Origin of the sequence: Limnohabitans lacus (genome assembly GCF_030053395.1) — a bacterium.
GTDB lineage: Bacteria > Pseudomonadota > Gammaproteobacteria > Burkholderiales > Burkholderiaceae_C > Limnohabitans_A > Limnohabitans_A lacus.
In genome coordinates this window covers 257421-281518 of record NZ_JASGBH010000001.1, presented here as the reverse complement: position 1 = coordinate 281518, position 24098 = coordinate 257421, and the positions used below count along the sequence as shown (strand labels likewise).

25 protein-coding genes are annotated in these 24098 nt (G+C 60.8%); 15 read left to right on the top strand and 10 right to left on the bottom strand.

The window, feature by feature from the left end; translation table 11 throughout:
• Positions 1–187 precede the first annotated feature (187 nt).
• Both parC and QLQ16_RS01445 read right to left on the bottom strand, forming a co-directional pair.
• Positions 188–2551: a DNA topoisomerase IV subunit A gene (parC, locus tag QLQ16_RS01450; protein ID WP_283222903.1), complete on the bottom strand. Its 2364-nt coding sequence runs from the start codon at positions 2549–2551 to the stop codon at positions 188–190.
• A 91-nt stretch (positions 2552–2642) separates the two neighbouring features.
• Positions 2643–4625, bottom strand: a complete 1983-nt coding sequence (locus QLQ16_RS01445; RefSeq protein ID WP_283222902.1) for a DNA topoisomerase IV subunit B — start codon at positions 4623–4625, stop codon at positions 2643–2645.
• 109 nt (positions 4626–4734) lie between these two features.
• Here QLQ16_RS01445 and QLQ16_RS01440 point away from each other — a divergent pair, with 109 nt between their 5' ends.
• The 5 genes from QLQ16_RS01440 to bamC all read left to right on the top strand — a co-directional run bounded on the left by QLQ16_RS01440 (position 4735) and on the right by bamC (position 8777).
• Positions 4735–5946 carry an MFS transporter gene (locus QLQ16_RS01440; RefSeq protein ID WP_283222901.1) on the top strand — a complete coding sequence of 404 codons (1212 nt, stop codon included), beginning with the start codon at positions 4735–4737 and terminating at the stop codon, positions 5944–5946.
• 4 nt (positions 5947–5950) lie between these two features.
• Positions 5951–6091 (top strand): hypothetical protein, encoded by a 141-nt coding sequence (locus QLQ16_RS01435; protein ID WP_283222900.1) that lies wholly within the window; start codon positions 5951–5953, stop codon positions 6089–6091.
• An 11-nt stretch (positions 6092–6102) separates the two neighbouring features.
• The gene (locus QLQ16_RS01430) at positions 6103–6648 is read left to right on the top strand and encodes a class I SAM-dependent methyltransferase (RefSeq protein WP_283222899.1); all 546 of its coding nucleotides are present in this window, start codon (positions 6103–6105) and stop codon (positions 6646–6648) included.
• 106 nt (positions 6649–6754) lie between these two features.
• A complete protein-coding gene (gene dapA / locus QLQ16_RS01425) occupies positions 6755–7651 on the top strand; it encodes a 4-hydroxy-tetrahydrodipicolinate synthase (protein WP_283222898.1) in 897 nt (298 codons plus the stop codon).
• A gap of 16 nt (positions 7652–7667) precedes the next feature.
• Positions 7668–8777 (top strand): NlpB/DapX family lipoprotein, encoded by a 1110-nt coding sequence (gene bamC / locus QLQ16_RS01420; protein WP_283222897.1) that lies wholly within the window; start codon positions 7668–7670, stop codon positions 8775–8777.
• 96 nt (positions 8778–8873) lie between these two features.
• Here bamC and QLQ16_RS01415 read toward each other — a convergent pair whose 3' ends face one another.
• Together QLQ16_RS01415 and QLQ16_RS01410 are read right to left on the bottom strand one after the other, a co-directional pair.
• On the bottom strand, positions 8874–9068 hold the full coding sequence (locus tag QLQ16_RS01415; RefSeq protein ID WP_283222896.1) for a hypothetical protein: 195 nt from the start codon (positions 9066–9068) through the stop codon (positions 8874–8876).
• 183 nt (positions 9069–9251) lie between these two features.
• Positions 9252–10373 carry a cupin domain-containing protein gene (locus QLQ16_RS01410; protein ID WP_283222895.1) on the bottom strand — a complete coding sequence of 374 codons (1122 nt, stop codon included), beginning with the start codon at positions 10371–10373 and terminating at the stop codon, positions 9252–9254.
• Between the two features lie 86 nt (positions 10374–10459).
• Between QLQ16_RS01410 and QLQ16_RS01405 the strand changes: the two genes are divergently transcribed.
• Positions 10460–10993 (top strand): FKBP-type peptidyl-prolyl cis-trans isomerase, encoded by a 534-nt coding sequence (locus QLQ16_RS01405; protein ID WP_283222894.1) that lies wholly within the window; start codon positions 10460–10462, stop codon positions 10991–10993.
• Between the two features lie 86 nt (positions 10994–11079).
• On the opposite strand, the gene dut is transcribed toward QLQ16_RS01405, so the two are convergent.
• Positions 11080–11529 carry a dUTP diphosphatase gene (gene dut, locus QLQ16_RS01400; RefSeq protein ID WP_283222893.1) on the bottom strand — a complete coding sequence of 150 codons (450 nt, stop codon included), beginning with the start codon at positions 11527–11529 and terminating at the stop codon, positions 11080–11082.
• Positions 11530–11581: 52 nt separating this feature from the next.
• Positions 11582–12793: a bifunctional phosphopantothenoylcysteine decarboxylase/phosphopantothenate--cysteine ligase CoaBC gene (coaBC, locus tag QLQ16_RS01395; RefSeq protein WP_283222892.1), complete on the bottom strand. Its 1212-nt coding sequence runs from the start codon at positions 12791–12793 to the stop codon at positions 11582–11584.
• 77 nt (positions 12794–12870) lie between these two features.
• Between coaBC and pyrG the strand changes: the two genes are divergently transcribed.
• The 7 genes from pyrG to QLQ16_RS01360 are packed head-to-tail and all read left to right on the top strand — an operon-like array spanning position 12871 to position 18514.
• The gene (gene pyrG / locus QLQ16_RS01390) at positions 12871–14517 is read left to right on the top strand and encodes a CTP synthase (RefSeq protein ID WP_283222891.1); all 1647 of its coding nucleotides are present in this window, start codon (positions 12871–12873) and stop codon (positions 14515–14517) included.
• Positions 14518–14535: 18 nt separating this feature from the next.
• Positions 14536–15390: a 3-deoxy-8-phosphooctulonate synthase gene (gene kdsA / locus QLQ16_RS01385; protein WP_283222890.1), complete on the top strand. Its 855-nt coding sequence runs from the start codon at positions 14536–14538 to the stop codon at positions 15388–15390.
• A complete protein-coding gene (locus QLQ16_RS01380) occupies positions 15387–15674 on the top strand; it encodes a DUF1330 domain-containing protein (RefSeq protein WP_283222889.1) in 288 nt (95 codons plus the stop codon). The genes kdsA and QLQ16_RS01380 overlap by 4 nt, the downstream gene beginning before the upstream one ends.
• 31 nt (positions 15675–15705) lie before the next feature.
• Positions 15706–16992, top strand: coding sequence for a phosphopyruvate hydratase (gene eno / locus QLQ16_RS01375; protein ID WP_108322426.1), 1287 nt, complete (start codon positions 15706–15708; stop codon positions 16990–16992).
• A gap of 6 nt (positions 16993–16998) precedes the next feature.
• Positions 16999–17274 carry a cell division protein FtsB gene (ftsB, locus tag QLQ16_RS01370; protein WP_283222888.1) on the top strand — a complete coding sequence of 92 codons (276 nt, stop codon included), beginning with the start codon at positions 16999–17001 and terminating at the stop codon, positions 17272–17274.
• The gene (pnuC, locus tag QLQ16_RS01365; protein WP_283222887.1) at positions 17271–17840 is read left to right on the top strand and encodes a nicotinamide riboside transporter PnuC; all 570 of its coding nucleotides are present in this window, start codon (positions 17271–17273) and stop codon (positions 17838–17840) included. Before ftsB ends, pnuC begins: the two co-directional genes overlap by 4 nt.
• A complete protein-coding gene (locus tag QLQ16_RS01360) occupies positions 17837–18514 on the top strand; it encodes an AAA family ATPase (RefSeq protein ID WP_283222886.1) in 678 nt (225 codons plus the stop codon). The genes pnuC and QLQ16_RS01360 overlap by 4 nt, the downstream gene beginning before the upstream one ends.
• A gap of 84 nt (positions 18515–18598) precedes the next feature.
• On the opposite strand, the gene hslO is transcribed toward QLQ16_RS01360, so the two are convergent.
• Complete coding sequence (hslO, locus tag QLQ16_RS01355) at positions 18599–19585, bottom strand: Hsp33 family molecular chaperone HslO (protein ID WP_283222885.1); 987 nt, start codon at positions 19583–19585, stop codon at positions 18599–18601.
• Positions 19586–19635: 50 nt separating this feature from the next.
• Positions 19636–20160 (bottom strand): gamma carbonic anhydrase family protein, encoded by a 525-nt coding sequence (locus QLQ16_RS01350; RefSeq protein ID WP_283222884.1) that lies wholly within the window; start codon positions 20158–20160, stop codon positions 19636–19638.
• A 148-nt stretch (positions 20161–20308) separates the two neighbouring features.
• On the opposite strand from QLQ16_RS01350, the gene QLQ16_RS01345 reads away from it, so the two are divergent.
• On the top strand, positions 20309–21085 hold the full coding sequence (locus QLQ16_RS01345) for a ferritin-like domain-containing protein (protein ID WP_283222883.1): 777 nt from the start codon (positions 20309–20311) through the stop codon (positions 21083–21085).
• A 90-nt stretch (positions 21086–21175) separates the two neighbouring features.
• Here QLQ16_RS01345 and xerD read toward each other — a convergent pair whose 3' ends face one another.
• Together xerD and QLQ16_RS01335 are read right to left on the bottom strand one after the other, a co-directional pair.
• Positions 21176–22084: a site-specific tyrosine recombinase XerD gene (gene xerD / locus QLQ16_RS01340; protein WP_283222882.1), complete on the bottom strand. Its 909-nt coding sequence runs from the start codon at positions 22082–22084 to the stop codon at positions 21176–21178.
• The gene (locus tag QLQ16_RS01335; RefSeq protein ID WP_283222881.1) at positions 22084–23049 is read right to left on the bottom strand and encodes a tripartite tricarboxylate transporter substrate binding protein BugE; all 966 of its coding nucleotides are present in this window, start codon (positions 23047–23049) and stop codon (positions 22084–22086) included. Before QLQ16_RS01335 ends, xerD begins: the two co-directional genes overlap by 1 nt.
• 143 nt (positions 23050–23192) lie before the next feature.
• Here QLQ16_RS01335 and QLQ16_RS01330 point away from each other — a divergent pair, with 143 nt between their 5' ends.
• Entirely contained in the window at positions 23193–24098 is a 906-nt protein-coding gene (locus QLQ16_RS01330; protein ID WP_283222880.1) for an AEC family transporter, read from the top strand.

The window sequence follows — 24098 nt, the reverse complement described above, 5'->3', positions numbered from 1 at the left end:
AATTCAAGGAGCAGATCGATTTTATCGAGAACCATTCTCATTTCGGCTGATCCAACGCAAAGTATCCCCAGCTGCCGTGCCCAAGTTTGTGGACAAGTGCAGGGATAAGTCCCCGATGCCGCGTCCAGCCTGGGCTGGCGGGGCGTGCTCAAAAAACAGTCAGCGCCACGCAGGCCTGACCGCGCCTTCACTCCACCCGCGTCACCCGGTTCGGCTTGAAGCCCAAGTCCGCCACGCGGCCCTTCTTAGCGCGGGCTGCTTTGGCGTTGTTCAGGCTGCGGATCTCCAGCGTTTCGTCGCGCTCTTTGCCGCCCCGGCCGATGCCTTCGATCTTGACGCTGCGGGTGTAGGCCGATGCGCCCGCCAGGGTGTCTTTGGCTTCGAGGTCGATCAGCATCAGGCCCCGGCCGCCTTTTTCCATGGTTTTGAGTTCGCTGATCTCGAATGTCAGCACACGGCCGCCGGTGCTCGCGCAGCAGACGCTGGTGGCCGCTGGCATGGGCTGTTTGTCGGCCGGCACGGTGGCACTGGAGCCGCTCACATGGCTGGGGGCGCAGACGGTTTCGCCATCCGCGATGCTGATGAAGGCTTTGCCCGCCTTGTTGCGCGAAATCATATTTTCGACCGAGGCCATGAAGCCGTAGCCACCCGAGCCGCTGAGCAGCAGCGTGGCGTTGGACGGGCCTGCAAAGTAGTGGGCGATTTGTGTGGTGGGTTCCAGCTCGATGAGCGTGGTCACCGGCTGGCCGTCGCCACGTGCACCGGGCAGTGTGGCCACGGGCACGCTGTAGATGCGGCCGTTGCTGCCGAAGATCAGCAAGGTGTCCACCGTGCGGCATTCAAAGGTGCCATACAGGCCGTCGCCCGCCTTGAAGGCAAAGCTGGTGGCGTCGTGGCCGTGACCGGTGCGGGCGCGCACCCAGCCTTTTTCAGAGACGACCACCGTCACCGGCTCGTCCACCACCTTGACTTCGGCCACGGCTTTTTTCTCTTCCTGGATCAGCGTGCGGCGCGGGTCGGCAAAGGTCTTGGCATCGGCTTCGATCTCTTTGATCATCAGGCGGCGCAGCGCAGCGGGGCTGCCCAAAATCTCTTCGAGTTTGCCTTGCTCACCGCGCAGCTCGGACAGCTCTTGCTCGATCTTGATGGCCTCCAAGCGGGCCAGTTGGCGCAGGCGGATTTCCAGGATGTCTTCGGCTTGGCGGTCGCTGAGTTTGAAGGCCCCGATCAGGGCGGGCTTGGGCTCGTCGCTGTGGCGAATGATGCGGATCACCTCGTCGATGTTGAGCAACACCAACTGACGGCCTTCCAGAATATGGATGCGGTCCAGCACTTTGTTCAGGCGGTGCTGGCTGCGGCGGGTGATGGTCGTTTGGCGGAAGCTGATCCACTCGGTCAGGATCTGGCGCAGCGATTTCTGGATCGGTTTGCCGTCGATGCCGACCATGGTCATGTTGATCGGGGCCGAAGTCTCCAGGCTGGTGTGGGCCAGCAAGGCGGTGATGAGTTCCTGTTGTTCAATGCGGCTGGTTTTGGGCTCGAACACCAGACGCACCGGGGCGTCTTTGCTGGATTCGTCACGCACCACGTCCAGCACGGCCAGCATGCTGGCCTTGAGCAATTGCTGGTCTTGGCTCAGGGTTTTCTTGCCGGCCTTGACCTTGGGATTGGTCAGCTCTTCGATCTCTTCGAGCACGCGTTGTGTGCTCACGCCGGGCGGCAGTTCGTTCACCACCAGTTGCCACTGGCCACGGGCCAGGTCTTCGATCTTCCAGCGGGCGCGCACCTTGAGGCTGCCGCGACCGGTGCGGTAGGCGTCGGCAATGTCGCTGGCCGGGCTGATGATCTGGCCGCCACCGGGGTAGTCGGGGCCGGGGATGATGGCCACCAGTTCGGCGTCGCTCAGTTTGTCGTTGCGCACCAGCCCCACGCAGGCATCGGCCACTTCGCGCAGGTTGTGGCTGGGGATCTCGGTGGCCAGGCCCACGGCAATGCCGCTGGCGCCGTTGAGCAGCGTGAACGGCAAGCGCGCAGGCAGCTGGCTGGGCTCTTCGGTCGAGCCGTCGTAGTTGGGGATGAAGTCCACCGTGCCCATTTCGATCTCATCGAGCAACAAGCTGGTGATGCGGGCCAGACGCGCTTCGGTGTAACGCATGGCGGCGGCGCCGTCGCCGTCGCGCGAGCCAAAGTTGCCCTGGCCGTCGATCAGCGGGTAGCGCTGCGAGAAGTCTTGCGCCATGCGGACCAGTGCGTCATAAGCCGCCGTGTCGCCGTGCGGGTGGTAGCGACCCAACACATCGCCCACCACACGGGCACTCTTGACGGGCTTGGCCGCTGTGGCGTTGTTGGGGCCGCTGAAGGACAGGCCCATGCGGTCCATCGAATACAAGATGCGGCGCTGCACCGGCTTTTGCCCATCGCACACATCGGGCAAAGCGCGGCCTTTGACGACGGACAGCGCGTATTCGAGATACGCCCGCTGGGCATAAGCGCCCAGGTGGTCGCCTTCAGGGGCGGCGGTGGTTTCGGGAGTCAACAGGTCAGTGGTCATGGCAAGACAGGTGTTGTGTAGGTCGGCGCTTCAGCGCCGACGTGGGGTGCGCACACAGGTGTCGGAGCTGAAACTCCGACCTACAAGAAATTCAAACGTCAATTTCAATCGAATCGCCGTGCAGCTCCATCAGCTCGCGGCGGGCAGCGGCTTCGCCTTTGCCCATGAGCTGAGTCATCAGGTTTTCTGTGGCGGCGTTGTCCAGCGGGCCCAGCGCGATGGGCAGCAGGCGGCGGGTGTCGGGGTTGAGGGTGGTGTCCCACAGCTGCTCGGCACTCATCTCGCCCAAGCCCTTGAAGCGGCTGATGCTCCACTTGCCTTCTGCTACGCCGTCTTTGCGCAGTTTGTCGATGATGGCCGTCAGCTCGCCTTCGTCCAGTGCATAGGCTTTGGATGCAGGCTTTTTGCCGCGTGCAGGCGCATCGACGCGGAACAGCGGAGGCCGCGCCACATACAAATGGCCCGCTTCGATCAGCTTAGGGAAATGACGAAAAAACAATGTGAGCAGCAGCACCTGGATGTGCGAGCCGTCCACGTCCGCGTCGGACAAGATGCACACCTTGCCGTAGCGCAAATTGCTCATGTCGGGCGAGTCGTTGGGCCCGTGGGGGTCGACGCCGATGGCCACCGAGATGTCGTGGATTTCGTTGTTGGCAAACAAGCGATCGCGGTCCACTTCCCAGGTGTTGAGCACCTTGCCGCGCAGGGGCAAGATGGCTTGGCACTCTTTGTTGCGGCCCATCTTGGCGCTGCCGCCGGCCGAGTCGCCCTCGACCAAAAACACCTCGTTGTCGGCGATGTCTTTGCTTTCGCAATCGGTCAGCTTGCCGGGCAAAACAGCCACGCCCGAGCTCTTGCGCTTTTCGACCTTTTGGCCCGCACGCTGGCGTGATTGGGCGGCCTTGATGGCCAGCTCGGCCAATTTTTTACCGTAGTCCACATGCTCGTTGAGCCACAGTTCAAGAGCTGGGCGCACAAAGCTGGAGACCAGACGCACCGCGTCACGCGAGTTCAAGCGTTCCTTGACTTGGCCTTGGAACTGCGGGTCCAGCACCTTGGCGCTCAGCACATAGCTGGCGCGGGCGAACACGTCTTCGGGCATGAGCTTGACGCCTTTGGGGAGCAAGGCGTGCAGCTCGATGAAGCTCTTGACGGCGGTGAACAAGCCGTCGCGCAAGCCGCTGTCGTGCGTGCCGCCTGCGCTGGTGGGGATCAGGTTGACGTAGCTCTCGCGCACGGCCGAGCCGTCTTCGGTGAAGGCCACGGCCCAGCTGGCGCCCTCGCCTTCGGCAAAGCTGTCGCTGTTGGCATCGGCAAAACCCTCCCCCACAAACAGGGGGATGACCGGGTCGGCCGTCAAGGTCTGGCTCAGGTAGTCGCCCAGGCCCCCTTTGTATTGCCAGGTCTGGGTTTCTTTGGTTTTTTCGTTCACCAGGCTCACGCTCACACCTGGCATGAGCACGGCCTTGCTGCGCAAGAGGTGGGTCAACTCGCCCATGGGCAATGCGGCGGAGTCAAAATATTTGGCGTCGGGCCACACGCGCACCGAGGTGCCTTGCTTGCGGTCGCCCGATTCTTGGGCGCGGGAGACCAATGGTTCGATCACATCTCCGCCCGAGAAGACCAAGGTGGCCACCTGGCCTTCGCGGTGGCTGGTGGCTTCCAGGCGCTTGGCCAGGGCGTTGGTCACGCTCACGCCCACACCGTGCAAACCGCCCGAGAAACTGTAGGCGCCGCCCTTGCCCTTGTCGAACTTGCCGCCCGCGTGCAGTCGGGTGAAAACCAGCTCGATCACCGGGGCCTTTTCTTCGGGGTGCATGCCAAAGGGGATGCCGCGGCCATCGTCTTCGATGCCCACCGAGCCGTCGGTGTGCAAAGTGACTTTGATCTTTTTACCGTGCCCAGCCAGCGCCTCGTCGGCGGCGTTGTCCAGCACTTCTTGGATGATGTGCAGGGGGTTGTCGGTGCGGGTGTACATGCCCGGCCGCTGCTTGACCGGCTCCAGGCCTTTCAAGACCCGGATCGAGCCTTCGGAGTATTCGCTGGAGGTTTTGACAGATGTTTGGGTAGCCATGGTGGCGGATTGTAGTGGGAATTGCGCCGCAAAACTGGATGGATAAACAGTATTCATCCAGGTCTTGGCCGCGACGCTGCTGTGCGCCGACATTGGTTACAGTCCAAGGATGCAACACAAACCCCTCTCACTTTTTCAGGTGCTGGCCTGCGGCGCGGCCATCGTCACCCTGTCCATGGGCATCCGCCACGGCTTTGGCCTGTGGCTACAGCCGGTCACCCAAACCCAAGGCTGGGGCCGTCAGGAATTTGCCATGGCCATGGCGATCCAAAACCTGTCTTGGGGTTTCATGGGCATTTTTGCGGGCATGGTGGCCGACCGGTTTGGTGCTTTTCGCGTGATCATTGCGGGCGCTCTGCTCTATGCCCTGGGTCTGGTGGGCATGTCGCAAGCGACCACGCCTTGGCTGTTTGCCTTGTTCACCGGCGTGATCATTGGCACCGCACAAGCAGGCACCACCTATGCCGTGATTTACGGCGTCATCGGGCGCAATGTACCAGCCGAGCGGCGCTCCTGGGCCATGGGCATTGCGGCGGCGGCGGGCAGTTTCGGCCAATTCCTCATGGTGCCGGTCGAGGGCCTGTTGATCAGCAACACCGGTTGGCAAAACGCTTTGTTGATCTTGGCCGCGGCCACGGCTTTGATCATCCCCTTGGCTTGGGGCTTGCGCGAACCGGCTTTGAGCGCACCGGGTCAAGTCAAGCGCGACCAAACCATCGGCCAGGCTCTGGCCGAAGCCTTCAAATACCCCAGTTTTCAGCTCTTGATGGCCGGCTACTTTGTCTGTGGCTTTCAGGTGGTGTTCATCGGCGTGCACATGCCCAGTTACCTCAAGGACCACGGTTTGCCGCCCCAAGTGGCCAGTTATGCCTTGGCGCTGATCGGCTTGTTCAACGTCTTTGGCACCTACATCGCTGGCTCATTGGGTCAAAAGATGGCCAAGAAGAACATCCTGGCGACGATTTATTTCTCACGCTCGGTGGCGATCGTGTTGTTCCTGTTGGCCCCACTCACGCCCAACAGCGTGTATCTGTTCTCGGCCGTCATGGGTTTGCTGTGGTTGTCCACCGTGCCGCCCACCAACGCGGCGGTGGCGCAGATTTTTGGCGTGGCGCATTTGTCCATGCTGGGCGGCTTCATCTTTTTCAGCCACCAGATCGGCTCTTTCATGGGCGTGTGGCTGGGCGGCTACCTGTACGACAAGACCGGCAGCTACGACATCGTTTGGTACTTGGCCGTGGCACTGGGCGTGTTTGCGGCGCTGGTGAACCTGCCGGTGCGCGAGAGCGCCATCGTGCGCAAGCCTTTGCAGGCCGCCTGATCCCATGCTCAAGCCACCCAAGTCGATCTGGCGCCGCGCCCTCTTTGGAGGGGTGTTGGCCATGACCATGGCTGGGGTGGTTTGGCTTTACCAACGCCCCGACATGTTGATCATGTTGTCCGAGCAGTTGTGGGCCTGTTTTTGAATGAATTGACGATGCACGGCACTGAACAACCCTCTGCCTGGGTCCAGCGATGGGCCCACCTGATCCGCCCCAACGGGCGTGTGCTGGATGTGGCCTGCGGCGCGGGCCGCCACATGCGCTTCCTTTCTGCCCAAGGGCATACGGTCACGGGTGTGGACCGCAACGCAGATGCTTTGGCCCTGGCCGCATCGGCTGGTCAGACGGTTTTGGCCGACATCGAAAACGGCCCCTGGCCTTATGCCAGCCAGACTTTTGACGCCGTGGTGGTGACGAATTACCTGTGGCGCCCCTTGTTCCCAGACATGCTGGCGTGCCTGGCCGAAGGTGGCGTGCTGATTTACGAAACCTTTGCAGCAGGCAACGAGACGGTAGGCAAGCCCTCGCGCCCCGACTTTTTGCTGCAGCCCGCAGAGTTGCTGCAAGTCACACAAGGCTTGCGCACCGTGGCCTTCGAAGAGGGTTTTGAGTCCTCGCCCGAGCGCTTCGTTCAAAGGATCGTGGCCGTGCGGTCTTCGGCCAAGGCAGAACCGGTGCGCTGGCCCTTGAAGCGGGCTTGAACTGCCCCTCGCAAAACCTCAATTCTCGTGACATCTGCCCAAGGGGCAGACCGGAAAAACCGTGCGCTGTCGTTAGAATGTCCTTTTTCGTTCAGAACACCCTGACATGACCACCGAAATTCGCCCCATCCAAGGCAGTATTCCTGCCCTGATCACCCCCATGCTGGCAGACGGCCAAGTGGATTACCCCACCTTGCGCCAACTGATCGACTGGCATGTGGCCGAAGGCACCGATGGCTTGGTGATTGTGGGCACCTCGGGCGAGTCGCCCACGGTCACGGTGGACGAACACCGCGAAATTTTGCGCGTCTCGGTCGAGCAAGCGGCCAAACGCATCCCCATCATTGCCGGCTGCGGCGCCAACTCCACGGCAGAAGCGATTGAGCTGGCCAAGTTTGCCGAGTCGATTGGCGCTGACGCCCAATTGCAAGTGGTGCCCTATTACAACAAACCCACCCAAGAGGGTTTGTTCCTGCACTTCAAATCGATTGCCGAAGCCACGCCCAAACTGCCCGTGATTTTGTACAACGTGCCCGGCCGCACTGTGGCTGATCTGCAGCACGACACCGTGCTGCGCCTGGCCCAAGTGCCCGGCATCATCGGCATCAAGGAAGCCACCGGCAACATCGAACGCGCTCAATGGTTGATCCGCGATCTGCCCAAGTCTTTTGCGGTTTATTCGGGTGATGATCCGACCGCTGTGGCTTTGATGCTCTGTGGCGGAGCAGGCAACATCAGCGTGACCGCCAACGTGGCTCCTCGCTTGATGCACGAGCTGTGCGTGGCCGCCATGAAAGGCGACATCGCTGCAGCCATGAAGATCCAATTTCAATTGATGCCGGTGCACAAAAACCTGTTCGTGGAAGCCAATCCGATTCCTGTGAAATGGGCCATGAACCGCATGGGCCTGTCGGGCCCGGCACTGCGCCTGCCCATGACCGAGTTGTCAGCAGCACTACGCCCTGTGGTCGAGGCTGCACTGAAGGCCAGCGGCCTGATCTGATTACCAAGGATTCTTTGTGAACCGTTCCTCCAAGTCTGTGACGATCCAACGCACCGCCGCCCTGGCGTCGGTGGCGATTTTGCTCAGCGCCTGCGGCGTGCTGGAAGAAGACAAGATCAATTACAAAGGCGCAGCCAAGCCCACCACACTGGAAGTTCCGCCCGATTTGACCCAGCTGCGCAAAGATTCGCGCTACGCGCTGGAGAGCACGTCGGCTTCGGCCTTGGGCTTTCAAGGTGCGGCGGCCAAAGTCACAGACGCTGGCACCGCAACCAATGCCTTGGGCGATGTCAAGATGGTCCGCGAAGGCCAACAGCGCTGGCTGGTGGTGAGCCGCCCTGCTGACAAAGTCTGGGACCCCGTCATCGAATTTTGGAAATCCAGTGGCTTTAACCTCGTGACCGAATCCAAGGATGTGGGCATCATCGAAACCGATTGGGCCGAAAACCGCGCCAAGTTGCCACAGGACTTTGTGCGCAAGACGCTGGGCAAGGTGTTGGACGGCCTTTATTCGACCGGCGAGCGTGACAAGTTCCGCACCCGCATCGAGCGCAACGCCAAAGGCGAGGTGGAGATTTACATCACCCACCGCGGCATGGTCGAGAACTTTGCAGACGCTCAAAAGAACCGCACCATTTGGCAGCCGCGCGCGGCAGACCCGGAGCTGGAAATTGAATTCTTGCGCCGTCTGATGGTCAAACTGGGCGCCAGCCCTGAAGCGGCCAAAGCTGCCACCAACACCCCCGAAGCCAAGGCCCTGGGGGCGCAAGTCACGCTTGTCGATGGCCAGCCCACCATCACCCTGGCCGACAGCCTGGACCGCAGCTGGCGCCGCGCGGGCGTGGCCCTGGACCGCAGTGGCTTCACCGTGGAAGACCGTGACCGCGCCAAAGGCGTTTACTTTGTGCGCTATGTGGCGCCGGGCACAGCCGCCCAAGAGCCGGGCTTCTTTGACCGTTTGTTCAGCAGCAAAAAAGAAGTGCCTGCCTTGTCGCGCTACCGCATCACATTGACCGCCAAGGGCGATGCGCAAAGCTGGGTTCAAGTGATGGATGTGAATGGCAAGCCCGAAGAAGCAGCCAATGCCGAACGCATCTTGAAGTTGATGGCCAACGAACTGCGTTGACACACGGGACCATGGACATGGCTCAACCATAAAAAAACCCCGCCATGCGGGGGTTTTTTATGCATTCCCGACTCGCGTCGGGAACACGCTCGCCAATTACTTGGCAGCTGGTGCAGGAGCTGCAGCAGAAGCGTCAGCAGCTGGAGCAGCGGCAGGAGCAGAAGCGTCAGCAGCTGGGGCAGCAGCAGGAGCAGCCACAGGAGCGGCAGGCGCAGCGGCTTCTTCTTTTTTACCGCAAGCGGCCAAAGCAGCTGCAGCGATCACGGCGGCCAAAACGAGGGACTTGTTCATGATGATTTTCCTTGTAGGGTTAAAACAATTTCCGGAAACTGCCTTAATAACCAAAACGGTCATTAAGACCGAGACAAAAGCACTCGAGCTCTTTTGTACTCAGCCTTAAATTATAGCGTTTTCTGCTGTCAACCATCAAACTGACGCGAAACCTTCAAACTGCAACAGCCCTAGGGAAGATCCTTAGAGGGTTTTCAACCAACCGGCCGACATCCAGTCTTGCAAAGCTTCGCGCGCAGCCTCACTAATGGGTGCCAAGTGCCGGGCTGAGAGTTGCCTCTCGTCTGCCAACTGACGCAAACAGCGGGCGTCTTTGCCGGCCACCCGGAAACTCTCGCCATTGATGAAAATGTGCCGATCGTCGTACATCATCTTCGTTCGACGGTCCAGGACTACGCCTTGAGACAAATCCGGCTCATCGTCCGCAGGATCAAACCAGACATTGGCTTTCGGTTCGGTCAAATACTCACCCAGCAAGCTGTCCACCAGGTGAGGATCTTTGAGGGCTTTGACGATCGCCTGGCGGGCAAAATCGCCCAGTGCTGCGGGCATGGCAGCGGGTTGGCTGACGGCGGTTTGCTGGGGGTCGCGGTACAAGGCATCGCCCACACCGTCGAACGCCTCATCGGCCAGGCCCAACAGAATTTCGCGGGCCAGTTCACCCTCAGGGGGCGAACGAAAGCCGATCGACCAGGTCATGCACTCGCCCTCGGCTATGCCGTCATGGGCGTATTTGGGCGGCAGGTAGAGCATGTCACCGGGGTTGAGCACGAACTCTTCTTCGGCCTCGAAGCTTTGCAAAATCTTGAGCGGCACACCCGATTGCAGCGTCAAGTCTTTGTTGCGGCCAATGCGCCAGCGGCGCTGGCCGTGGGCTTGCAGCAAAAACACGTCGTAGCTGTCAAAGTGGGGGCCTACGCCCCCGCCATCGGTGGCATAGCTGATCATCAGATCGTCCAGCCGCGCATCAGGCACAAAGCGAAACTGCTGCATCAGGGCATGCACGCCGTCGTGGTGCAAGTCCACACCTTGCACCAGAAAAGTCCATTTCTTCTGGCTGAAAGGCGGCAGACTGCGTTTGGCCAGCGGGCCGTGCTTCATTTTCCAGCCCTTGTCCGAATCGATGATCAGGCGCGACTCCACGCCTTCTTGGCCCGCCAGGGCCACCAACTCAGCGCGGTTGACGCAAGGCACAAAGCCGGGGATGGCGTTGCGCACCAGCAGCGGTTTTTTCTGCCAATGGCGCTTCATGAATTGGCTGGGCGTGAGGCCACCGAGCAAGGCCAAGGGTTGTTCTGTGTTCATGATTTGTAGATGTCTGCGGCTCCATCACGGACCCGATTCAAAGCCAAGGCGGCCAAAACGGCTCGCCAAACTGCGACAATTGTCCTATGGAAATCAAGACACCTTCCGTGGTCGCACTGACCTGGACACTCAAAGACACGCTGGGCGAAACGCTGGACACCCTCGACGAGCCCGTTGAATTTTTCATTGGTGGCAAGGACCTGCTGCCCAAAATCGAAGAAGCCCTGCACGGCCACGAAAAAGGCGCCAAGGTCGATCTGCACCTGGAGCCCGAAGACGCCTTTGGCGACTTCGACGACCAGTTGCTGTTTCTGGAACCGCTCGCCCTGTTCCCGGCTGGACTGGAAGAAGGCCTGACCATCGAGGGCGCCGCCTTGCCCGACGGTTGCAACCCCGACGCGCCGCGCAACGTGCTCTACACCGTGACCGAGATCTACCCCGAACACGTGGTGCTGGACGGCAACCACCCTCTGTCGGGCATAGCGCTGCGCCTGAGCCTGAAAGTGGAATCGGTGCGCGAACCGACCGAAGCCGAAGTGGGCAGCGGCAGCTGTGGCACCGGTTTTTTCAAAATCGAAGTGGGCGATGAAGGAACGCCGACGGGGCCCACATTCCACTGATGCGGTGGTAAGTCGGTGGCTTGAGCCCCGACACCCCACACGCCATTGTCACGTCGGCGCGAAAGCGCCGACCTTCGGGCTCGGACTTATTTTTTGCCGGTCGAGCCGTAACCGCCCTCACCGCGTTCGCTGGGCGCGTCAAATTCATCCACCACATTGAAAGTGGCCTGCACCACCGGCACGATCACCATCTGCGCGATGCGCTCCATCGGCTCAATGGTGAAGGCCACATCGCTGCGGTTCCAAGCGCTGACCATCAGCTGCCCCTGGTAATCGCTGTCGATCAAGCCCACCAGATTGCCCAAGACGATGCCGTGCTTGTGGCCCAAACCGGAGCGGGGCAAGAGCATCGCGGCGTAACCCGGGTCTTTCAGGTGCACCGCAATGCCCGTGGGCACCAGCTGCCAGGCATTGGGCTGCAAGGTCAAGGGTGCATCCAAGCAAGCACGCAAGTCCAAGCCTGCACTGCCTGAGGTGGCATAGGCAGGCAGTTGCTCGGCCATGCGGGCGTCGATGATTTTGAGGTCGATGTTCATGGGTTGTCCAAATTGAAGCGCATGACCCATCAGGCCATGTCGCGCTGAAGAATCATTTCAAACGGCGGGCAATATCTGCAATGAGTTGCTCGGCCAAGGCCTGCTTGCTGGCATGCGGCAATTCACGGGCACCGGCATCGTCCACCAGGAGCAAGGCGTTGTCGTCCTGCCCAAATGTGGCCGGGCCGATGTTGCCGACCAAAAGCGGCACCCCTTTGCGGATGCGCTTGGCGGTGGCATGGGCCAGCAGATCATGGCTTTCGGCGGCAAACCCAACGCAAAACAGTGCGCCCGATTGGGCCCGGGTGGACTGCGCCACCGTGGCCAAGATGTCCGGGTTTTCTACAAACTTGAGCGCTGGCGTTTGGCCCGATCCGTCTTTTTTGATCTTCTGATCGGCTTGCACGTCAGGCCGCCAGTCGGCCACAGCGGCGGTGGCCACAAAGACCGAGGCCTTGTCCACTTGGGCCTGCACCGCCTCCAGCATTTCACGGGCCGAGCGCACATCGATGCGCTGCACCCCACGCGGCGTGGGCAAGTGCACCGGCCCTGCCACCAAGGTCACTTGGGCCCCCGCCATGCGGGCCGCGCGGGCAATGGCAAAGCCCATTTTTCCGCTCGACAGATTGGTGATGCCGCGCACCGGGTCAATCGCTTCGTAAGTGGGCCCCGCCGTGACCAGCACTTGCTGGCCCACCATGGTTTTGGGCGCAAAAAACGCCGCCAGATCTTCCAAAATTTCTTCGGCTTCGAGCATGCGGCCATCGCCTGTTTCGCCACAAGCCTGATCGCCCTGCCCCACGTCCAGCATATGGATCCCGTCGGCTTTGAGCTGCGCCACATTGCGTTGGGTCGCCGGATTGGCCCACATTTCGCGGTTCATGGCCGGGGCCACGATCAAGGGCACCTTGTCCAGCGGACGCGCCAGGCACATGAGGCTGAGCAGCTCATCGGCCCGGCCATGCAGCAGTTTGGCCATGAAATCAGCGCTGGCAGGCGCCACCACAATGGCATCAGCCTCACGGCTCAAATTGATGTGGGCCATGTTATTGGCTTCACGGCTGTCCCACTGCGAGGTGTAGACCGGCCGGCCCGACAAGGCCTGCATGGTGACCGCGGTCATGAATTGCTCCGCCGCCTCGGTCATCACGACCTGTACCGTGCAGCCCGCCTTGACCAAGGCGCGGCAGAGTTCAGCCGACTTGAAGGCCGCAATGCCGCCGGACAAGCCCAGAACGATGTGTTTTCCAGCCAATGTGCTCATGCCGGGGAATGTAGCAGACGCGACTGTCTATAATCACGATTTCCACCTACCGGGAGCTCAAGGCTCCCGTCTTGGACATGACCAAATTCGTCTTCGTCACCGGCGGTGTGGTGTCTTCCCTGGGCAAGGGAATCGCCTCCGCTTCTTTGGCCGCCTTGCTTGAATCGCGCGGCCTGTCAGTCACCCTCATCAAGCTGGACCCGTACCTCAACGTCGACCCCGGCACCATGTCGCCGATCCAGCACGGCGAAGTGTTTGTGACCGACGACGGCGCCGAAACCGACCTGGACTTGGGCCACTACGAGCGCTTCATCAACACCCGGATGAAGAAGGCCAACAACTTCACCACCGGCCAAATCTACAAAAGCGTGCTCGAAAAAGAGCGTCGCGGCGACTACTTGGGCAAGACCGTTCAGGTCATCCCCCACGTGACCAACGAGATCCAAGACTTCGTCAAGCGTGGCGCCGGTTATGACACACCAGAAGCCGTGGATGTGGCCATCGTCGAGATCGGTGGCACCGTGGGTGACATCGAGTCTTTGCCATTTTTGGAAGCTGTGCGCCAACTCAGCCTGCGCCTGGGTCCCAACAACACCGCCTTTGTGCACCTGACTTACCTGCCCTGGATTGCCACCGCAGGCGAGCTCAAGACCAAGCCAACCCAGCACACGGTGCAAAAGCTGCGCGAGATCGGCATCCAGCCTGATGCGCTGCTGTGCCGTGCGGACCGCTACATCCCGGACGATGAGCGCGACAAAATTTCGCTGTTCACCAACGTGCAAGGCTGGGGCGTGATCTCCATGCCCGACGTGGACACCATCTACAAAGTGCCCCGCGTGTTGCACGAACAAGGCCTCGATGGCCTGATCTGCGACAAGCTGCGCCTGAACACGCCACCGGCCAACCTCAAGCGTTGGGACGATCTGGTTTACGAAACCGCCAACCCCAAGGGCGAAGTGAAAATTGCCATGGTGGGCAAGTACGTGGAATTGTCCGACAGCTACAAATCGGTCAACGAAGCGCTGCGCCATGCGGGCATGCGCAACCATGTGCGCGTGAAGATCGAGCACATCGACTCCGAAACCATCACCTCCGAAACCGCAGCCTGCCTGGCCCAATTTGACGGCATCTTGGTGCCCGGCGGCTTTGGCAAGCGCGGCGTGGAGGGCAAAATCAGTACCGCACAGTTTGCCCGTGAACACCAAGTGCCCTACCTGGGCATCTGTCTGGGCATGCAAGTGGCCACCATCGAGTACGCCCGCCACATGGCCGGTATGAAAGACGCCAACAGCACCGAGTTCGAACCCGAAACGCCCTTCCCCGTGATCGCCTTGATCAACGAATGGAAAGACGCCGACGGCTCCATCCAAGTGCGCGATGCCAACTCCGACCTCGGCGGAACCATGCGCCTGGGCGCACAAAGCTCCGACGTGGCCAAGGGCACCCTGGCCCACCAAATCTACGGCGACGTGGTCACCGAGCGCCACCGCCACCGGTATGAGGCCAACGTGAATTACCTGGACGACCTGCGCAAAGCCGGTCTGGTGATCTCGGCTTTGACCCAGCGCGAGCAGCTGACCGAAATCGTCGAGCTGCCCCAAAACGTGCACCCCTGGTATGTGGGCGTGCAGTTCCACCCCGAATTCAAGTCCACCCCTTGGGATGGTCACCCGCTGTTCAATGCCTTCGTGAAGGCCGCCATCGCGCAACAGGCCAAGGCCTGATCCCACACAGGAGCCCCCATGAAACTCTGCGGATTTGACGTTGGCCTGCATCAACCCTTCTTTTTGATTGCAGGCACCTGCTCGATCGAAGGCCTGGAAATGTCCATCGATGTGGCCGGTCAGCTCAAGGAAATCTGCGCGGGTCTGGGCATCCCCTTGATCTACAAGGGCTCGTTTGACAAGGCCAACCGGTCTTCGGGCAACACCCAGCGCGGCGTGGGCATCGACGCGGGCCTGAAAATCCTTGACGAAGTGCGACGCCAAATTGGCGTGCCCATCCTCACCGATGTGCACGACGAGTCGCAGGTCAAGGCCGTGGCCAGTGTGGTCGATGTGTTGCAAACCCCCGCCTTTTTGTGCCGCCAGACCGACTTCATCCGGGCCGTGGCCCAGTCGGGCAAGCCGGTCAACATCAAGAAGGGCCAGTTCTTGGCGCCTTGGGACATGAAAAACGTCATCGACAAAGCCCGCTCCGCTGCGCGTGAAGCCGGTCTGCCCGAAGACAACTTCTTGGCCTGCGAGCGCGGCGTGAGCTTTGGCTACAACAACCTGGTGGCCGACATGTCGAGCCTGGCCGAGATGCGCAAAACCGGCGCACCGGTGGTGTTTGACGTGACCCACTCGGTTCAAAAGCCAGGCGGCCAAGGCACCAGCAGCGGGGGTGCCCGCGAGATGGTGCCGGTCCTGGCCCGCGCAGGCGTGGCCGCGGGTGTGGCGGGTCTCTTCATGGAAACCCACCCCAAGCCCGCCGAGGCCTGGTCGGATGGCCCTAACGCGGTGCCACTGGGCAAAATGAAGGCCTTGCTGGAGACGCTGGTTCAGCTCGATTCCGTCACCAAAAAGAACCCCTTCCTCGAGGACAACTTCGCATGAGCGGCTATATCATCGCCAACGTTCAGGTGACCAACCCGACCCAATACGAAGAGTACAAAAAGTGGTCCACCGCCGCCATGCAAGCCACCGGCGCCGAAGTCTGCGTGCGAGGCGGCAAGGTGGAAGTGCTGGAAGGCGACTGGTCGCCTGAGCGCATCGTGATTTTGAAATTCCCGACCTTTGAAGCGGCCAAGGCCTTTTATGAAGTGCCTGAATACCTCAAAGCCCGCGAAGCCCGAGCCGGTGCAGCCATCATGCGCATGGTCGTGGTCGAAGGTTTGTAAAGTTTTATTTTTCCATTGAGAGAGTCTGAAAATGAGTGCAATCGTAGATATCGTCGGCCGTGAAATCCTCGACAGCCGTGGCAACCCCACCGTGGAATGCGATGTGTTGCTAGAGTCCGGCGTCATGGGCCGCGCCGCTGTGCCGTCGGGCGCATCGACGGGCAGCCGCGAAGCCATCGAGCTGCGTGACGGCGACAAAAGCCGATACCTCGGCAAAGGCGTGCTCAAAGCCGTCGAGCACATCAACACCGAAATCTCCGAAGCTGTGCTAGGGCTCGATGCCTCCGAGCAGGCCTTTTTGGACCGTACCTTGATTGACCTGGACGGCACCGACAACAAGTCACGCCTGGGTGCCAACGCCATGCTGGCCGTGTCCATGGCCGTGGCCCGCGCTGCGGCCGAAGAATCCGGCCTGCCGCTGTACCGTTACTTTGGCGGCATGAATGGCAACCAGCTGCCCGTGCCCATGATGAACGTCATCAACGGCGGCGCACACGCCAACAACAACCTGGACTTGCAAGAGTTCATGATCATCCCCGTGGGCGCACCGTCGTTCCGCGAGGCTGTGCGTTGGGGCGCTGAAGTGTTCCACGCGCTCAAGAAAATCATCCACGACAAAGGCATGAGCATTGCCGTGGGCGACGAAGGCGGCTTTGCCCCGAACGTGGACAGCCACGAAGCAGCCATCCAGATGGTGCTGGACGCCATCGCCGCAGCGGGTTACACCGCAGGTGAGCAGATCGCCATTGGCCTCGACTGCGCAGCCAGCGAGTTCTACAAAGACGGTAAGTACGTGCTGGCCGGTGAAGGCGGCATCAGCCTGACGTCTGAGCAGTGGACCGACATGCTGGCCACTTGGTGCGACAAGTACCCCATCATCAGCATCGAAGACGGCATGGCCGAAGGCGACTGGGACGGCTGGAAAGTACTCACCGACCGCTTGGCCAAAAACGTGCAAATCGTGGGTGACGACCTGTTTGTGACCAACACCAAGATCTTCAAAGAAGGCATCGACAAAGGCATCGCCAACTCGATCCTGATCAAGATCAACCAGATCGGCACCCTGACCGAAACCTTTGAAGCCATCGAAATGGCCAAGCGTGCCGGTTACACCGCCGTGATCAGCCACCGCTCGGGCGAGACCGAAGACAGCACCATCGCCGACATCGCCGTGGGTTTGAACGCCGGTCAAATCAAGACCGGCTCCATGAGCCGCTCGGACCGCATGGCCAAGTACAACCAGCTCTTGCGCATCGAAGAAGACTTGGGCGACGTGGCCGTCTACCCTGGCCGCAGCGCTTTTTACAACCTGCGTTGATACAACATGGGCAATCGCCTCGTCCCCATCGTGCTGATCACCTTGTTGGTGATCTTGAATGCTCAGTTGTGGTTCGGACGGGGCAGTTTGCCCAATGTGTCCAAGCTCGAGCGTGACCTTCAGGCGCAAAAGGCTTCCAACGAGGAAGCCCGCCGCACCAACGAACAGCTCAACGCCGAGGTCAATGACCTCAAAGAAGGCCTGAACATGGTGGAAGAACGTGCCCGGCAAGAGTTGGGCATGGTCAAAGCCAACGAAATTTTCGTTCAGATCGCCAAATGATGTCCCCCACCGAGATCGCCGGCTTCGCGCTGGGCTTGGTGATGGTGGTCTGCAGCATCCGCGAGCTGCACTGGAGCTGGCCCTTGGCCATCATCAGCTCCCTCCTGTATTTTTTCGTTTTCAAAGACAGCCTGTTGTATGGCGAAGCCGCTTTGCAGCTGGTGTTCGTCGCACTCGCTTTGTGGGGTTGGTGGCAATGGTTGCGCCCGGGCGATGACGCCCAACCGACTTTGCTCATTCAGCGCTTGTCCCGACGCGGTTGGGCTTGGGTCGCCCTCGCCTCACTGACACTTTGGCCTGCCTTGGCCCTGTTGCTGCAACATTTCACCGACAGCGATGTGGCTTGGGGCGATGCCTTGCCCACCGCCTTGAGCCTGGTCGGGCAAGTGCTGCTGGGCCGCAAATTCATCGAAAACTGGCTGGTCTGGCTGGTGGTCAATCTGATCAGCGTCGCGCTGTTTGCCTACAAAGGGCTGTGGCTGACCTGCCTGCTGTACGGCTTGTTCGCGCTCATGAGCGTGTGGGGCTGGCGAGCTTGGCAAGTGCGCATGAAGGCCTCGTCATGACGCCATTGCGCATCGCCATCGTGGGCGCGGAAAGCACCGGCAAATCGTCCCTCACGCAAGCGCTGGCCGAGGTGATCCGCCTGCGTGGTCAGGCGGTACACACCATCGACGAGGTCTTGCGCACCTGGTGTGAGCGCGAAGGCCGGACACCACAGCCCCATGAACAGTTGGGCATCGCTCAAGTGCAGGCGCAAGCAGTGGAGCAAGCCGGGCCGCAAGGCCCCCAAGACTGGGTCATCTCGGACACCACGCCCTTGATGACGGCGGTTTACAGCCACATGCTGTTTGCCGATGAAAGCCTGTACCCCATGGCCTTGGCGCATCAAAAGCACTACGACATCACGCTGGTGACAGGCCTGGACTTGCCCTGGGTCGCAGACGGTTTGCAGCGCGATGGCGCCCATGTGCGTGGCCCCGTAGACACACTGGTGCGCCAAGCGCTGGAGCGCTCAGGCATTCATTACCGCGTGGTCTATGGTCAAGGGCCACAACGCCTGAACAACGCCCTGCTGGCCTTGGGTCTGCAAGGTGAAGATGAACAAGCCCGGCAGCTGCGCGAACAGGGCCAATTTGCGATCAATCAGGGGCGCACCGTGTGGCAATGCAACGAGTGCAGCGACCCCGAGTGCGAACACAAGTTGTTCACGGGGCTCCTTAAAGAGCGGTTAACCTAACTGTAGGTCGGCGCTTCAGCTCCGACACTGTTCTGTTGATGTTCCTGAATTTGTCGGGGCTAAATCCACCGACCTATCGTTCCATCAGTGGACCGAGCCGCCCGAGGGATCCGGCACCAAACCGGTGAAGAGACCCGCTGCATCGACCGGATCGAACTGGTATTCGGCACCGCAGAAATCGCAGCCCACATCCACCTGACCGCGCTCGGCGATGATACTTTCCACCTCTTCGGTGCCCAAGCTGCGGATCATGTTGCCCACGCGCTCACGGCTGCAACGGCAGGCAAATCGGGGGCCGGTTTCGCCGATGAAGGGCTCAAAGCGGGCCAGCGGCTCTTCCCAATACAGGCGGTGCAAGATGGTTTCGGCGTCCAGCGTGAGCAACTCTTCGCGCTTGAGGCTCTTGGTCAAAATCGCAATGCGGCTGAAGTCTTCGCTTTGACCCAGCACCGCTTCGCGCTCCACCGAATCCGCCTTGCCGGCCAGATTGCCCTCACCTTCGATCGGCAAGCGCTGGATCAGCAAACCCGCGGCGACCTTGTCATCGGCCGCCAGCACCAGCACGGTGTCCAGCTGCTCGGACTGCAGCATGTAATGCTCCAGCACCTCGCTGATATTCTCCAGCTTCTCGCCTTGGTCGCCAAACAGCGGCACCACACCTTGGTAGGGCTGCTGGCCGGGCAGGCGGTCTTGCGGGTCGAGTGTGATGGCGCAGCGCCCCTGATTGTTCACGTTGACCATCTGGCTCAAGCTGGCGTCTTCGGCCACATCGCCCACTTGGGTGCAGGTGGCACGCAGGCTGAAATCGGGCTGCACCTCGACCACACCCAGCTTGACCGGACCGTCTCCAAAAATCTGCAAAACCAAGGCCCCGTTGAACTTGATGTTGCCTTGCATCAGCACACCGGCAGCGGCCATCTCGCCCAGCAGCTGGCGCACGGGCGCGGGGTAGGCTCCGGTTTCGGAGTTGGCAGCGCGGCGGGCCAAGATGTCTTGCCAGGCATCGGTCAGGCGCACGAGCATGCCGCGCACCGGCAGGCCTTCAAAAATGAATTTATGGAGTTCGGACAAAGTCAATTCACCGGCCGGTCGGGCCAATCCTCAAAAGTAAAAGTTCAAGCTCAGCCGATTTTTTTCAAACCGGCTTTGAAACGCTGGGCGTTTTCCACATAGTGCCGTGCGCTTTGGCGCAGACCTTCAATCTGCTCGGGGCTCAATTCGCGCACCACCTTAGCAGGCGTGCCCATGATCATGGAGCCATCGGGAAACTCTTTGCCCTCGGTCACCAAGGAGCCTGCGCCCACCAGGCAATTTTTCCCAATTTTGGCGCCATTGAGCACCACGGCACCGATGCCGATCAACGATTCGTCACCGATGGTGCAGCCGTGCAGCATGACCATGTGGCCCACCGTGACGTGCTGGCCAACCTTGATCGGCTTGCCATGGTCGGCGTGCATCACGCTGCCGTCTTGGATGTTGCTGCCTTCGCCGATCTCGATGGTTTCGGTGTCACCGCGGATGGTGACTCCAAACCAGACGCTGGCGTCTTTGGCGATTTTGACCGCACCCATGACCTGCGCCGAGTCGGCGACCCAGGCGGAATCGGCCACTTCGGGGGTGTGCGCATCGAGTTGGTAAATGGCCATGGGGGTCTCCTGTGGGGTGATCGGTTGGGCGAAACCTACAATTGTAGGGAGGCTCAAGGCTGTTGCTTGGGCCCACGCACCGTCATGTCCTTCGAACACGGGACTTTTTTGACGGGAAACCCATTGTGACGATCTCTTCTTGCCACGCATGTCTTCTTTGCGAATTGCTGCCCTGGGGCCTTGGGCCGAAGCCGACCCCGTGAAAAAAGCCGAGGCCACTTTGGCCCTGGACTTGCGCATGCCTGTGCATGCACATGAAGCCTTGCAAGCGCCCCGTCAAAGCCCAGGCCGCCCTGCCCGCCCCGAATTGCTGCCGCACACCCACATCAAGGCCAGGTCGCTCACCACCCTCGAGGGACGGGCCATCTTGCTGCATTCGATCACGCACATTGAGCTCAACGCCATCGACCTGGCGCTGGACGTGGTGTGGCGCTTTGCCGGCATGCCCGATGCCTTCTACACCGATTGGGTGCGCATTGCCCAAGAGGAAGCCAAGCATTTCACCTTGCTGCGCAACCATCTGGTGGGCATGGGGTACGACTATGGCGACTTCCCGGCGCACAACTCTTTGTGGGACATGGCCGAACGCACCCAGGGCGATGTGCTGGCCCGCATTGGCATCGTGCCCCGCACCATGGAGGCGCGGGGCTTGGACGCGTCCCCTGGCGTCAAAAACAAGCTGGTGAGCGCGGGCGACCACGAAGGCGGCAAAATTTTGGACATCATTTTGGAAGAAGAGATCGGCCACGTGGCCGCGGGCAACCGCTGGTACCGCTACCTGTGCGCACAGCGTGGCCTGGACCCGGTGACGACCTATGCCGAGCTGATCGCGCAATACGACGCGCCCAAACTGCGCCCGCCCTTCAACATGAGCGCCAGGCGATTGGCTGGTTTTGAACAAGCGGAATTGGACGCTCTGAGCTGACACCCTGCCCGCAGCTCGTCACCTTCAGGTCCGACGTTTATGCGCCCCAGCACCCCCTGTCGGCGCTGAAGCTCCGACCTGCACAGCATTTCAGCCACGCGGGTGGTGCTGCGCGTGCAGGCTCTTGAGCCGTTCGCGGGCCACATGGGTGTAGATCGTGGTGGTGGAGATATCGGCGTGGCCCAGCAGCATTTGCACCGCCCGCAGATCGGCCCCATGGTTGAGCAAATGTGTGGCAAAGGCGTGGCGCAAGGTGTGCGGCGACAAAGGTGAGGTGATGCCCGCCTGGATGGCGTAGCGCTTGACCAGGTTCCAAAACATGATGCGCGACATGCCGGTGCCGGGCTTGGGGCCACTGGAGGTGATGAACAAGTCTTCGGTCTGGCGCTGCCCCAGCAAGGCCGGGCGGGCTTGCGCCATGTAGCGCTGCAGCCACTGCCGGGCCTCGTCGCCAAAAGGCACCAAGCGCTCCTTGCTGCCTTTGCCCATGATGCGCAGCACGCCCTCGTTCAAAGACACGTGCAGGGTTTTGAGCAAGACCAATTCGCTCACGCGCAGGCCACTGGCGTACATCAGCTCCAGCATGGCGCGGTCCCGAAGGCCCAAATGGGTGGCCACATCGGGGGCGCAGAGCAAGGCATCGACTTGGGCTTCGCCCAGTGTTTTGGGCACCCGCAAAGCCTGCTTGGCCGCCAGCATGCGCAAGGTGGGGTCTTGGGTGATGAAGCGTTCGCGCAGCGCCCAGCGAAAGTAGCGCTTGAACACCGTGAGGCGACGGTTGGCCGAAGTGGCTTTGCTGTGGGCATGCCGGTCAGCGAAATAAGCCTGAAGGTGGTGCTCTTGCGTGTGTTCCAGCGCCAGCCGCTGGTTCAAAAACAGCCAGGTGGAAAAGAGTTCCAGATCCCGCCGATAAGCCGCCAAGGTGTTGGCGGCCAGGCCATCTTCCAGCCAGAGGGCATCGGCAAAGCGGTCGATGGCCGTCTGGCTGTCCGGGTGCATCAGTCCAGCTTGAGCTTTTGCGTGTCCACGACTTTTTTGTAGACCTCGAATTCGGCCTTGATCTGGGCCGCGAACTCTTCAGGGGAGTTGGCTACCACCAAAGAGCCGGTGTCCTGGATGCGTTTGACCACGGCTGGGTCTTGCAGGGCCTTCTTCACGCCCGCGCTGACCTTCTCGACCACCTCTTTGGGCAGGTTCTTGGGGCCATAGATGCCGTAATAGGCCATGCGGTTGACCGGCTCCAGCCCCACTTCCTTGAACGTAGGCACATTGGGCAACTGGGGCAAACGCTGGGGCGCCGCGACCACGATGGGGATCAGCTTGCCGGTTTGGATGAAGGGCATGGCCGAGGGCATGTTGTCAAAAATGATCGGCACCTGACCGGCCACCGTGTCGTTGAGCGCAGGACCCGCACCACGGTAGGGGATGTGCGTGATGAAAACACCTGCCAGGCCCTTCCACAATTCGGTCTGCAGGTGGCCAATGCCGCCCGTGCCCGAGGAAGCGTAGGAATATTTGCCAGGGTTTTTCTTCAACTCGGCCACGAAACTTTTGTAGTCCTGAGCCGGAAAGCTGGGGTGCACCGCGATCACATTGGGCGTGGCTGCGATGTTGACGATGGGCGTGAAATCGGTGATCGGGTTGTACGGGATCTTGGTGTTGATCGCAGGGTTGGCCGCCGTGGTGGACACCGTGGCCATGCCCAAGGAGTAGCCATCGGGGCTGGACTTGGCGGTTTCGTTGGCACCCACGACACCGCCGCCACCGGCTTTGTTCTCCACCACGACGCTTTGGCCCAGGGCCTTGCCCAAAGGCTCAGAGATCACCCGTGCCACGATGTCTGTGGTGCCGCCGGGTGCAAAAGGCACCTGCAGTTTGACAGGGCGATTGGGGTAAGCCTGTGCCCAAACAGAGCCACTGACCAAGGCCAAAGTGGCCAGAGAAATCAAATTGCGTCGTTGCATGTGAAAAACTCCTAAAGACAGACGCCATCATAAGCAGAATCAATGCCCCTTCAGACGAGGGGAAACCACGGGAAAGCCGACAACGCATCGCCCAAGCGACAGCACCAAGCCCCTTCCTGTTGGGTCGCGGTTATGCTCCCAACGTGAACTTTGCCCAACTGCTTTTCCCCGACTTTTCGCTCATCTTGTGCGGATACCTGATCTGCCGCTACACCGCCTTGAACCGCCCGGTGTGGCAGTCGGTCGAAACGCTGGTGTATTTCTTCCTCTTTCCGGTGCTGCTGTTTCACTCCATCGTCAAAAGTCCGATCGATGTGAACGCCGCCTCCAGCCTGATCGGCGCAGGCGTGAGCCTGGGCTTGTGCGCGATTGCCCTGTCTTACAGCCTGCCCTACTGGCCCGTGTTGGGCAAACGCCTGAACCAACGCGACCACGCCGCCAGTGCCCAGGTGGGCTTTCGTTTCAACTCATTCATTGCCTTGGCCCTGGCCGATCGCCTGGCTGGCCCCGGCGGTTTGCTGATGATCTCGATGCTCATTGGGGTCTGTGTGCCTTTGTTCAACATCGGCGCGGTCTGGCCCATGGCCCAGCACGCCAACAAGGGCTTCATGCGTGAGCTGCTGCGCAACCCGCTGATCATCGCCACCTGCACGGGCCTGGCCGCCAACCTGATGGGCTTTCGCATGCCGCAATGGCTGGACCCGAGCATCAGCCGCATTGGTGCCTCGTCCTTGGCGCTGGGCCTGATGGCTGCCGGTGCCGGCATGCAACTGGGCACCCTGACCCAGGGCAAATTGCTGGGCCTGAGCGTGCTGTCCATCAAACACTTCTTCTTGCCCTTGATCGCACTGGGCATGTCAAGGTTGTTTCAACTCGATCCGATGCAGACCACGGTTTTGCTGGCGTTTTCGGCCCTGCCCACCGCGTCCACCTGCTACGTGCTGGCAGCTCGCATGGGCTACAACGGCCCCTATGTGGCGGGCCTAGTGACCTTGTCCACTTTGTCGGGCATGTGGAGCTTGCCTTTTGCACTGGGCGTGTTGCGCTGA